Origin of the sequence: Hypericibacter adhaerens (assembly GCF_008728835.1) — a bacterium.
In the GTDB taxonomy this organism is placed as follows: Bacteria; Pseudomonadota; Alphaproteobacteria; order Dongiales; family Dongiaceae; genus Hypericibacter; species Hypericibacter adhaerens.
Window position 1 is genome coordinate 1,524,087 of the sequence record NZ_CP042582.1, and the last position, 11,273, is coordinate 1,535,359.

General features: G+C 66.4%; 9 protein-coding genes. 2 read left to right on the plus strand and 7 right to left on the minus strand.

Annotation, left to right across the window (positions count from 1 at the left end; genetic code table 11):
• Positions 1–5: 5 nt before the first annotated feature.
• The 3 genes from FRZ61_RS06710 to FRZ61_RS06720 all read right to left on the minus strand — a co-directional run bounded on the left by FRZ61_RS06710 (position 6) and on the right by FRZ61_RS06720 (position 1,743).
• Entirely contained in the window at positions 6–479 is a 474-nt protein-coding gene (locus tag FRZ61_RS06710; RefSeq protein WP_151115948.1) for a DoxX family protein, read from the minus strand.
• A gap of 123 nt (positions 480–602) precedes the next feature.
• Entirely contained in the window at positions 603–869 is a 267-nt protein-coding gene (locus tag FRZ61_RS06715; protein WP_151115950.1) for a BufA1 family periplasmic bufferin-type metallophore, read from the minus strand.
• Positions 870–1,128: 259 nt separating this feature from the next.
• A complete protein-coding gene (locus tag FRZ61_RS06720) occupies positions 1,129–1,743 on the minus strand; it encodes a CGNR zinc finger domain-containing protein (RefSeq protein WP_191909329.1) in 615 nt (204 codons plus the stop codon).
• A gap of 89 nt (positions 1,744–1,832) precedes the next feature.
• Here FRZ61_RS06720 and FRZ61_RS06725 point away from each other — a divergent pair, with 89 nt between their 5' ends.
• Positions 1,833–2,774 (plus strand): DMT family transporter, encoded by a 942-nt coding sequence (locus FRZ61_RS06725; RefSeq protein ID WP_151115954.1) that lies wholly within the window; start codon positions 1,833–1,835, stop codon positions 2,772–2,774.
• Between the two features lie 271 nt (positions 2,775–3,045).
• Positions 3,046–5,235, plus strand: a complete 2,190-nt coding sequence (gene katG / locus FRZ61_RS06730) for a catalase/peroxidase HPI (RefSeq protein ID WP_151115956.1) — start codon at positions 3,046–3,048, stop codon at positions 5,233–5,235.
• 94 nt (positions 5,236–5,329) lie between these two features.
• On the opposite strand, the gene FRZ61_RS06735 is transcribed toward katG, so the two are convergent.
• The 4 genes from FRZ61_RS06735 to FRZ61_RS06750 form a co-directional block, all read right to left on the minus strand.
• The gene (locus FRZ61_RS06735) at positions 5,330–6,505 is read right to left on the minus strand and encodes an iron-containing alcohol dehydrogenase (RefSeq protein ID WP_151115958.1); all 1,176 of its coding nucleotides are present in this window, start codon (positions 6,503–6,505) and stop codon (positions 5,330–5,332) included.
• 202 nt (positions 6,506–6,707) lie between these two features.
• Entirely contained in the window at positions 6,708–8,099 is a 1,392-nt protein-coding gene (locus tag FRZ61_RS06740; RefSeq protein WP_151115959.1) for an aldehyde dehydrogenase family protein, read from the minus strand.
• 31 nt (positions 8,100–8,130) lie between these two features.
• Positions 8,131–9,498: a glutamine synthetase family protein gene (locus FRZ61_RS06745; protein ID WP_151115961.1), complete on the minus strand. Its 1,368-nt coding sequence runs from the start codon at positions 9,496–9,498 to the stop codon at positions 8,131–8,133.
• 177 nt (positions 9,499–9,675) lie between these two features.
• The gene (locus FRZ61_RS06750; RefSeq protein ID WP_151115963.1) at positions 9,676–11,256 is read right to left on the minus strand and encodes an amino acid permease; all 1,581 of its coding nucleotides are present in this window, start codon (positions 11,254–11,256) and stop codon (positions 9,676–9,678) included.
• Positions 11,257–11,273 lie beyond the last annotated feature (17 nt).

Here is an 11,273-nt window from a genome sequence, read left to right on the forward strand (position 1 = left end):
GGCTGCTATTGACCGGCGCCGAGCATGCGATCGCGGATCGCGGCGTCGAGGGACCAGCGGCCCGCCCCTCGCAGGACGAGGTAGAGCAGGGGCCCCGCCCAAAGCAGATGGTCGGGATAGTTCTCCGGATAGACGAAGAGCTGGATCACCAGCGTCTGAGCCAGCATGACAGCGGCGGCGGGCCGGGTGAGCAAGCCCAGCAACAGCAGGACTGGGCAGCTCAGCTCGATCGTGGTCGCGAGATAGGCCGCGAGCTCCGGCGGCAGGACCGGAACCCGGTATTCCTCGCGGAAGAGCGTGATCACCGTGTCGTTGCCGAAGGGGAGCTTGGTGAGCCCCGAGCGCCAGAAGGCGAGGGCGACGCCGAGGCGCAGCACCAGCGCCGGCAAAGCGGCCGGGACCTGATCGAGCCAATCCAGGACGGATTGGGCGGTGCCGATGAGGCGGCCCTGCCCGAGCCCCGAGGAACGGGTTGCCATGCGATGGACCTTCGACGGTGAAAGGAGCGGGAAAGGTGCGGTCCGCAGGACGCGAGCGGCGTCGGGCCGCGGACCGCAGGCCTTCGCGATGATCGGATCAGCGGCGATGCCGCAAGGGCATCGTCACATCGGCTGCATCATGCCGCCGACGATCTTGCTGCAGGTGCCGGCCGGGACATAGATCCAGGAGGCGGGATCGGCGGCCTTGGTCGAGGTGCCGGCACAGGAATGGGTCGCGGTCTGGCAGTCGTTCTTGCCGGCCTGGGCGATGCCGTAGCACTTCTCGTTCTTGTATTCCGGCGTGGCGGCCGGACCGGCCTTGGCGCTGCTCAGCAGGGCGAGGGTGAGGGCGCCGGCGATGGTCGAGGCGGTGACGAGTCTGGTTTTCATGGAGGCCTCCTTCGTGCGTGTGAACCGGATGGTCGCTGAGGACGCCGCCGAGGATGAGCGGCACCGTTTCCGACGGCGAGTCACGTTCGCGCGAAGATGTCGTTATCGCTTCCCGCCTCCGGGCGGCGGCGCCCTGGTCTCGCGGAAATGTGAATGGGAAAAAAAGCGCAGCGGGCCGTGTGAACGGCCACGCTCCGGCGCCGGCACCGATGGGTTCTGACGATTTCGTGTTCCGCCGCGAGATGCCGGCAGGAAGCGGTCAGCCGGCGCGTTCCTCGCCCTGGTGCCGGGCGCGATGGCGCCGCGCCTTGGCGCGGTTGCCGCAATCGGCCATCGAGCACCAGTGGCGCGACTTGTTGCGGCTGGTGTCGAGGAAGAACCAGCCGCAATCCTCTCCGGCGCAGCGTTTGAGCGGCAGCGGCTCTTCATGCGCCAGGAGCGCCGCCGTCTCGGCCGCGAGCCAGTCGGTCACGGAATCGAGATCGAACCGGGTGCGTTTCCAGGCGAGCCGTCCTTTCTCGATCGCGAGGCGGCGCGAGCGGAAGGCGCGGGCGGCCTCGTCGGTCAGATGCTCGAGCGCGGCGGCGGGCGCCGGCTGCCGGGCGGCCATGGCCCTCAGGATCTGCAGGATCGCCTCGCGCAAGGCACGCGCGCGCGCCAGCGCCGCCTGCTCGGCGCGATCGCCCGCGGGCGGATCGACCTTGATGCCGGCGATGCCGGCCCAGGTCCGGTAGTCGGCGGGCGTCAAAAGCGAGTCGCGTGCCGTCGGCGTGTCAATTCCCGTCAGGCTGTTCACGAAATCCAGGCAGGGATGCCCGGCCCGATGCTCGAGCGCGGCGATGGGCGTGCCGGGAGGGCGGGTGGATATCTGCATGTAACCAGTATAAGTCGATTGACAGGTTACGTCCATCTCGACCAGTATAACCGGCAAATGGGGTTATACAGGTTATTGGAGCCGCGGCCATGAATCCGGCCTTTCTGGCGCTGCTGGGCGGCGCCGTCTTTTCCGGTCTGACGCCGATGGTGGTGCGCTGGGTCGAGATCGATCCGGCGGCGGCCGGGTTCTGGCGCGTGGCGCTCATGCTGCCGATGCTGTGGCTCTGGGGTGCGCGCGATGCGCGGACCGCCGCGGCACCTATGTCGGCGCGCGACCGCTGGCTTCTCCTCATCGGCGGGGCGGCCTATGGCGCCGATATCGCGGTCTGGTTCTGGTCGATCGAGCTCACCACCGCGGCCAACGCGCAGCTCTTCGCCTATTGCTATCCGCTCTGGGTGGCGCTGGCGGGCACGCTCTTCCTCAACCAGCGTCTCGCGCGCATGGGCTGGGCCGCGATCGGCCTGGGCCTCGTCGGCGCCGCCTTCGTCATCGCCGGCAGCGGCGCGGGGCCGGCGCTGCAGGACGGCAGCAAGCTCCTGGGCGACGGGTTCGCGATCCTGGCGGGCCTGCTCTACACCGTGACCATGCTGGCGCAAGGCCATGTGCGTTCGCGGGTCGGCACGCGCCGCGTGCTGCTCTGGACCACGATCGCGGCCTCGGCCGTGCTGCTGCCCGCGGGCTTCATCAGCGGCCGCGCGGTGCTGCCGTCGAGCCTGACGCAGTGGGGCGTGATGGGACTTCTGGGATTGATGACCTTCGCGGCCCAGGCGCTCGTCGTCTATGCGCTGGGCCGCCTGCCGGTCAATCTCGCCGGCGTCGCGGGCAGTCTCAGTGTGGCGGTGGCCGCGACCAGCGGCTGGATCCTGCTCGGCGAGACGCTCGAGAACGGGCAGATCATCGGCGTCGCGATCGTGCTCGCCGCCGTGCCGATGGCCGAGCGCGCGGTGCGGCGCAGAAAGGAAACCCCCAAGCGTACTGTCTCTTTCCTTCCCGTCGCGGAGGCAAGGGAGCGGGCCGCGAAGGGCTAGTCCCCGGTCCGCCGGTCCGCGACGTCGCTGCGGCCGGCAAATCCGCAATGCGCTGAAAGAGCTTGTGTCGCTTGATCCCGATCAAAGCGCGAGCGTCCCCTGCGCATCATAAATGTTCCATCATCGCGTGGAGTCTCATGCGAGGAACGACGGTCAGCGGGAATGCGGCCGGCGCGTTGTCCCCTTGAGAATCGGCCCCAACTATTGACTTGCCCAGGCAGGGGCATAGATTAGAATTATTCTAATCCACTCCAACGGGAGGGTCCCGACCATGGATAAAGAGCCTGACGGCAATGCGGCGGGCAAATGCCCGGTCGTGCACGGAACGAGCCATCGAGCGAACGCCGACTGGTGGCCCAACCAGCTGAACCTCCGGATTCTTCGCCAGAATTCGCCCCAGTCCGATCCGATGGGCAAGGCGTTCAACTACGCGGAAGAATTCAAGAAGCTCGATCTCAAAGCGGTGAAGAAGGATCTCGCCGCGCTGATGACGGACAGCCAGGACTGGTGGCCGGCCGACTTCGGTCACTATGGCGGGCTCTTCATCCGCATGGCCTGGCACAGCGCCGGCACCTATCGCATCGGTGACGGCCGCGGCGGTGCGGGCGCCGGCCAGCAGCGCTTCGCCCCCCTCAATTCCTGGCCGGACAATGCCAACCTCGACAAGGCGCGCCGGCTGTTGTGGCCGATCAAGCAGAAATACGGCCGGAGGATCTCCTGGGCCGACCTTCTGATCCTCGCGGGCAACGTCGCGCTCGAGACGATGGGCTTCAAGACCTTCGGCTATGGCGGCGGCCGTCCCGATGTGTGGGAACCCGACGAAATCGTCTATTGGGGCTCGGAGACCGCCTGGCTGGGCACCGACAAGCGTTACACCGGAAAGCGCGACCTCGAGAATCCGCTGGCGGCCACGACCATGGGGCTGATCTACGTCAACCCGGAAGGCCCTGAAGGCAAGCCGGATCCGCTCGCCGCCGCGATCGACATTCGCGAGACTTTCAAGCGCATGGCGATGGACGACGAGGAGACGGTGGCTCTCATCGCCGGCGGGCACAGCTTCGGCAAGACCCATGGCGCGGGCGATGCGAAGCTGGTCGGCCGCGAACCCGAGGGTGCGTCCATCGAGGAGATGGGGCTCGGCTGGATCAGCAAATACGGCACCGGCAGAGGCAAGGATGCCATCACCGGCGGCCCCGAAGTCACCTGGACCACGACGCCGACGAAGTGGAGCAACAATTTCTTCGAGAACCTGTTCGGTTACGAATGGGAGCTGACCAAGAGTCCGGCGGGTGCCCATCAGTTCAAGGCGAAGAACGCCGCCGCCACGATTCCGGATGCCTTCGATCCCTCGAAGCGCCATGTGCCGACCATGCTGGTCACGGATCTCGCCCTGCGGATGGATCCGGCCTACGAGAAGATCTCGCGGCGCTTCCTGCAGAACCCGGCCGCCTTCGCGGACGCCTTTGCGCGGGCCTGGTTCAAGCTCACGCACCGCGACATGGGTCCGCGCGCCCGCTATCTCGGGTCGGAGGTTCCCGCGGAAGAGCTGATCTGGCAGGACCCCGTGCCGGCCGTCGATCACAAGCTGATCGACGCGAAGGATATCGCGGATCTCAAGGCCAAGATCCTCGCCTCGGGGCTTTCCACTGCCGAACTGGTCGGGACCGCCTGGGCCTCGGCTTCCAGCTTCCGCGGTTCCGACAAGCGCGGCGGTGCGAACGGGGCGCGCATCCGCCTGGCACCGCAGAAGGATTGGGCGGTCAACCAGCCCGCCCAGTTGGCCAAGGTGCTCGAAACCCTGACGGGCATCCAGAAGGCGTTCAACGGCTCGGCCAGCGGCGGCAAGAAGGTGTCGCTCGCCGATCTCATCGTTCTCGGCGGCTCGGCCGCGGTCGAGCAGGCCGCGAAGAAGGCCGGGCATGACGTGACCGTTCCCTTCGCGCCCGGCCGTACGGACGCGTCGCAGGAGCAGACCGACGTGGAGTCCTTCGGCTATCTCGAGCCGGTTGCGGACGGCTTCCGCAACTATCTCAAGGGCACGCATCCCGCGCCGGCCGAGGTGCTTCTGATCGACAAGGCGCAGCTCCTGACGCTGACGGCACCGGAGATGACGGTTCTGGTCGGCGGCCTGCGCGTCCTGGACGTGAATCACGGCAAGTCGCAGCAGGGCGTCTTCACGAAGCGGCCCGGCACGCTGACCAACGACTTTTTCGTGAACCTCCTGGACATGGGCACCGAGTGGAAGGCGACCTCGGACGCCAACCTGTTCGAAGGGCATGATCGCAAGAGCGGCCAGCGGAAATGGACCGCGAGCCGCGTCGACCTCATCTTCGGTTCGAACTCCGAGCTGCGGGCTCTCGCCGAGGTCTATGGCGCCTCGGACGCGCAGGCGAAGTTCGTCGCCGACTTCGTGGCGGCCTGGACCAAGGTGATGAACGCCGATCGTTTCGATCTCGCCTGAGTTCCGGCGGAAAACTTCTCAGGCTGCGAGGAGGCGCAAGCGTTGCTTGCGCCTCCTTCTTTTTCACAAGCGCGGGCGGAGAGGAAACCGAGGCTCAGAGCGCGCCGTCGATCGAGGCGATGAACATCTGCTTCATCTCGGCCACGCCCGCCGGCACCGGATTGCCGCCGGTCGAGGGGTCGTTGAAGGCGGCCTGGGACAGAGAGTCGAGCTTCGACTTGTCGACGCCCAGATCCTTCAGCGTGTGCGGGATGCCGATCTCCTGGCGCAGCGCCAGCACCCAGTCGAGCACGGCGTTGTAGGAGGGGTTCTTCAGGCCCAGCCAGGAGGCCAGCCGCGTCATCTTCTCGTCGATGGCCTTGCGGTTGAACTGCATCACATAGGGCATGACGACGGCGTTGGTGAGGCCGTGATGGGTGTCGTAGACGGCGCCCAGCGGATGGCTCAGCGAATGGATCGCGCCCAGCCCCTTCTGGAAGGCGGTGGCGCCCATGGTGGCGGCCGCCATCATATGGGCCCGTGCCTCGAGGTTCTTGCCGTCCTTCACCGCGACGGGGAGCCAGTTCTTGATCAGCCGCATGCCCTCGACCGCGATGCCGTCGGCCATCGGGTGATAGCTCGGCACGCAATAGGCCTCGAGGCAGTGGGCGAGCGCATCCATGCCGGTGGCAGCCGTGATCTTGGGCGGCAGCCCCACGGTCAGCGCCGGATCCTCGATCACGATGGAGGGCTGGACCTTCGGGTGGAAGATCAGCTTCTTCTCGTGCGTCTCCTCGTTGGTGATGACCGAGACGCGGCCGACCTCGGAACCGGTGCCCGAGGTGGTGGGCACGGCGATGATCGGTGCGATGCCGGCCGGGTCGACCAGCTTCCAGTTGTCGCCCACATCCTCGAAGGCCCAGAGCGGGTGCTTCTGGCCCGTCATCAGCGCCACTGCCTTGCCGGCATCGAGCGCGCTGCCGCCGCCGAAAGCGATCACCCCATCATGCTTGCCGGCTCGATAGGCCGCGAGCCCGTCCTCGACATTCTTGCCGTTAGGATTGCCCTTGATGTTCGAGAAGAGGCCGGTGGGGAGCCCGGCCGCCTCGTTGCGCGCGACGGCGTCCTTGATCATCGGCAAGGGCGCCAGGCCGGGGTCGGTCACGATCAGCGGGCGCTTCATCCCCAGCGCCTTGCACATGTCGGGCAGCTCGGCGATGCGGCCGACGCCGAACTTCACCGCGGTGGGGTAGTTCCAGTTGCCGCGCAGCGCGGCTGCATCGTTGGACATGGAATCAAGCCTCTCTCAAGCGAAACGGTTCAGGTCGAAACACAATTTATCCCCTCCCCCGTCTTCGGGGGAGGGTAGGGGAGGGGGCTGCTCGGTCGACGAAGTCGGACGAAGCGGCCGTGAGCCTTAACTTCTATCGCGTCTTCCCCCTCCCTGGCCCTCCCCCGAAGACGAGGGAGGGGATCTGATTCTAAAGTGCGGATCAGGTCTTGGTGCGCAGATGGAACGACTTGGGCCGGGTCAGGTATTCGTAGCCGACCTGGCTCAGCGTGCAGCCGCGGCCGGAATCCTTGACGCCGACCCAGGCCAGCGCCGGATCGAGATAGTCGCAGCGGTTCATGAACCAGGTGCCGGTCTCGACCCGGTCGCCGATGCGGATCGCGGCCGCCTCGTCCTCGGTCCAGATCGCGGCGGTCAGGCCGAAGGGATTGTCGTTCATCTTGCGGATCGCCTCCTCGTCGTCGGCGACGGGCGCGATTCCGACCGCGGGCCCGAAACATTCCTCCTGCATGAAGGGATTGCGGGTGTCGAGCTGGGTCAGAACCTGCGGCGCCAGATAGGCGGTGCCGGCCTTGTCGGCTGCGAAATGCTTCGGATCGATCATCGTCTTGGCGCCCGCCTGCACGGCCTTCTGGATCTGGCCGCGGATCTCGTCGGCGGCGCGGCTGCGCACCACGGGCCCGAGATTGGTGCCCTTGTCGAGCGGGTTGCCCAGCTTGTAGCTGTTGGTCAGGTCGACGAAGCCCTCGAGGAAGGTCTTGTAGGCATCCTTGTGCACGAAGATGCGCTGGATGCCGCAGCAGGACTGACCCGAATTGAAGAAGGCGCCGTCGACCAGGTTCTCGATCGCATGCGCCATGTTGGCATCGTGGCGCACATAGGCGGGGTCGTTGCCGCCGAGCTCGAGGCCCAGCCCGATGAAGCGGTTGGCGGCCGCTTGCGTCACCGCATGACCGCCGGCGACGGAGCCGGTGAAGGCGACATAGTCGACCGCCGGGTTGCCGATCACCTGCGAGGTGTCGTCATGGGTGAGCACCAGATGCTGGAACAGGCCGGCGGGCAGGCCCGCCGCCTTGAAGGCCTCGCCGAAACGCTCGGCGCAGAGCGGCGTCTGGGCCGAATGCTTGAGGACGACGGCGTTGCCCGCCATCAAGGCCGGGATCACCGCATTGACCGAGGTGAGGTAGGGGAAGTTCCAGGGCGCCACCACGAACACCACGCCCAGGGGTTCGCGCCGGATGAAGCGGGTGAAGGTGGGCTTGGGTCCGACGTCGATATCGGCCAGCGCGCGCGGCGCGATGGCGATCATGTAGCGGGCGCGCTCCTCGAAGCCGCGCACCTCGCCCGGCGACTGGCCGATGGGCCGGCCGATCTGGCGGGTGATCTCTTCCGCGATCTGGTCGCGGCGCGCGACGAAGGCGTCGACCGCCTTGGTCAGGTATTTCTGCCGCTCCGCGACGGGAACATGCTTCCAGTCGCGCTGCGCGGCCTTGGCGGCCTTGAGCGCCTTCTCGATCTCGGGCCCGCCGGCATAGGGGCGCTCGATATAGAGGCTGTCGTCGATCGGGGTGATGGTCTTCTGGATGGCGCCCATGGCGATCGGTCTCTGTCCTTCGTTCGGCTCGTCAGATGATCTCGAAATAGCGCGCCAGTTCCCAATCGGTGATGTGCTTGCGGAACTCGCGCTCTTCCCATTCGCGGGTCGCGGCGAAATGCTCGACGAATTCCTCGCCGAACAGCTCGTTCGCCGCCTTCGACTTCTTCAGCCGCTGCGCCGCCTCCCACAGAGTCGCCGGCAGGGCGAGCTTGGCCGAGGGCTTGAGCTCATAGGCATTGCCGGTGATGGGCTCGGTCGGCTCGAGCTTGTTCTCGATGCCGTAGAGGCCCGAGGCCAGCGCCGCCGCGAGCGCGACGTAGGGGTTGGCGTCGGCCGCGGCGATACGATACTCGATGCGCTGCGACTTGGGCGAGCCCGGGATCACGCGCAGCGCGCAGGTGCGGTTCTCGATGCCCCAGGTGGCGTTGGTCGGCGCCCAGAAGCCGGGGATGAGGCGCGAATAGGAATTGACCGTCTGCGCCACCATGCCCAGGAGCTCGGGCATGAGCTGCTGCTGGCCCGCCAGGAAATGGCGCATGGTCTTGCTCATGTTGTGCGGCTGCTTGGCGTCGTGGAACACCGTGGCGCCGTCCTTGCCCTTGAGCGAGAGATGGATATGGCCGCTCTGGCCCGGCCAGTTGTTGGACCATTTCGCCATGAAGGTCGCCATCAGCCCGCGGCGCTGGGCCAGCACCTTCATGAAGGTCTTGAACAGGGCGGCGCGATCGGCCGCCTCGAGCAGCTCGTCGAAGGTGATGGCGGCTTCGAGCACGCCGGGACCGGTCTCGGTATGGAGCCCCTCGATCGGGAAGCGCATGGTCTCGGCGGTCGAGAGGATCTCGTGATAGAGCTCGGACCAGACCGAGGAACGCAGGCCCGAATAGCCGAAGAAGCCGGGGGTCATGGGCTGCAGGTTGCGATAGCCCTTCTCGCGCACGCTCTCGGGCGTCTCGTCGAACAGGAAGAACTCGTATTCGCAGGAGCCATAGGCCTTGAAGCCCATCTTTTCGGCCTTGGCCACGACCCGGCGCAGCAGCCCGCGCGGGCAGACCGCCTCGGCGCGCTCGACGAACTGGCCGAGGAAGAAGAGGGTGTTCTCCTCGAACGGGATCTCGCGGCAGCTCTCGGGGATGAGGCGCACCAGCGCGTCGGGATAGGCTGTGTGCCAGCCGGTGAATTTGGTGTTGTCGTAGAGCTGGTCGTTGGAATCCCAGCCCAGCACCACGTCGCAGAAGCCGAAACCGTTCTCGAGGGCGGACAGGAACTTGGCGCGGGAGATGTATTTGCCGCGCAGCACGCCGTCCATGTCGAAGACCCCGACCTTGACATGCGTGATGTTGCGTTCCTCGACGATCTTCTTGGCATCCGCGAGGCTGCGGACGGATTCCGGCTTCATGACGCGAGTTCCCCCTGGCTTCTGGATCCCTGGTTTCCCGGCCGCCGGATCAGGGACTTGGAAGGTGCGGCCGGCGCCTATTTGCGCCTCCCGGCCGGGGCTTGTCAAAACGAGAAAGGGCGCCCAGAGGGCGCCCTTTCCGTTTGCAGACCTGCTGAAAAAGCAGGGCTCGCCGGGTTACTCCGCAGCACCCCCCAGGGCCTTCTCCCGGGCCGCGATCTCGGCCTGCTTGCGGGCGATCGCCTCGCCGATCGGCGGCCCGCCGAAGCGGCGCTTCTCGATGGCATACCAGATCACCACGCCGGCAACGATCATTGCCACGATCAGATAGCCGACCTTCTCGTTGGGCGGCTGCACGCCGACCGCGATCAGGATCAGGCAGCCGATGACGGCGAAGAGCGCGATCGGCTTGGAAAGGCCGCCCAGGTTGAACGGGCCCTTCTGCGTCCAGCTCTTGCCTTCGGCCAGAAGCCCGGCGCCGATGGCCATGACATAGGAGATATAGAGGAACACGGCGCAGCCCGTCGCCAGCACGAAGAAGGCATCGCCGTAGAGGGTCGCCACGATCGACAGGATGGCGGCCACCCAGATGGCGTTGACCGGCGTGCGGAAGGCCACGCTGACCTTCTTCAGCGAGTTCGAGAAGAACGGAATGCCGCCGTCGCGCGAGAAGGCGTAGAGCATGCGCGAGCAGGAGGTGAGACCCGACAGCGCGCAGAGGAAGTTCGACACGACGATGACGATGTAGAGCAGCTTGCGCAGCACATCCGGCATCGGCGACTGGGCCATCACATAATTGAAGGAGCCCCAGCCGGTCTTGGCCCCCTCGTCCATGGAAGGCATGGCCAGCACGAAGGCGCAGACCATGACATAGCCGAAGAGGAACGACCACCAGACCGAGCGATACATGCCCTTCGGCACCTCGACGGCGGCGTTGCGGGTCTCTTCCGAGGTATGGCCCGAGGCGTCGAAGCCGGTGATGGTATAGACGCCCTGCAGCAGGCCCAGCATGAAGGCGAGGAAGACCGAGGTCTGCGCCGCCGGCCAGACGCCGCCGCCGGCATCGCCCGTGTAGTTGGTGAAGGTGAAGAGCCGCGAGAAATCGAGGCTCGGCGCATAGACCAGAAGCGCGATCGTCAGCACGATCGAGCCGACGAAGATCAGATAGCCCGAGAAATCGGTCAGGACCGTCGTCAGGCGGATGCCGCGGTGATTGATGATCGCCTGGATCGCCGTGATGATCGTGATGAAGATGGTCTGGATCCACCAGCCGCTGTCGAACATGCCGGCGGTGGTCCAGCTCGTGACATCCATGCCGAGCACGCCCGCGAGGAACAGGTCGCGGAACAGCAGGAACACGCCGAAATTCACCGAGGAGACGACGAAGAGCAGGCCGGCGAGGTTGAACCAGGCCGCGGCCCAGCCCCAGCCCTTGCCGCCCAGGATCGAGGCCCAGTGATAGATGCCGCCCGCGGTCGGATAGGCCGAGGCGACCTGGCCCAGCGCGATCGAGACCACCAGGGCGAAGAGGCAGGCGAGCGGCCAGCCATAGCCGACCGAAGCGCCGCCTGCGGCGCTGAAGGCGGCCGGGAAAGCGGTGATGCCGCCGGCCAGGATGCAGATGATCGAGAAGGAGATGGCGAAGTTCTGAAAGCCACCCATGCGCCGCGACAGTTCCTGCGCATAGCCCATGCTGTGCAGCTGCTTAACGTCGGCGTCGACCCCGTGGTAGCCGGGATCCTTGGGACTCTGAGACATGATGCTATCGTTCCCCT

Excerpts from the sequence above, each read along its gene's own strand:
- katG (WP_151115956.1), top strand. The coding sequence starts at position 3,046 with ATGGATAAAGAGCCTGACGGCAATGCGGCGGGCAAATGCCCGGTCGTG.
- FRZ61_RS06735 (WP_151115958.1), bottom strand. The coding sequence starts at position 6,505 with ATGTCCAACGATGCAGCCGCGCTGCGCGGCAACTGGAACTACCCCACC.
- FRZ61_RS06710 (WP_151115948.1), bottom strand. The coding sequence starts at position 479 with ATGGCAACCCGTTCCTCGGGGCTCGGGCAGGGCCGCCTCATCGGCACC.
- FRZ61_RS06750 (WP_151115963.1), bottom strand. The coding sequence starts at position 11,256 with ATGTCTCAGAGTCCCAAGGATCCCGGCTACCACGGGGTCGACGCCGAC.
- FRZ61_RS06720 (WP_191909329.1), bottom strand. The coding sequence starts at position 1,743 with ATGCAGATATCCACCCGCCCTCCCGGCACGCCCATCGCCGCGCTCGAG.
- FRZ61_RS06740 (WP_151115959.1), bottom strand. The coding sequence starts at position 8,099 with ATGGGCGCCATCCAGAAGACCATCACCCCGATCGACGACAGCCTCTAT.
- FRZ61_RS06725 (WP_151115954.1), top strand. The coding sequence starts at position 1,833 with ATGAATCCGGCCTTTCTGGCGCTGCTGGGCGGCGCCGTCTTTTCCGGT.
- FRZ61_RS06745 (WP_151115961.1), bottom strand. The coding sequence starts at position 9,498 with ATGAAGCCGGAATCCGTCCGCAGCCTCGCGGATGCCAAGAAGATCGTC.
- FRZ61_RS06715 (WP_151115950.1), bottom strand. The coding sequence starts at position 869 with ATGAAAACCAGACTCGTCACCGCCTCGACCATCGCCGGCGCCCTCACC.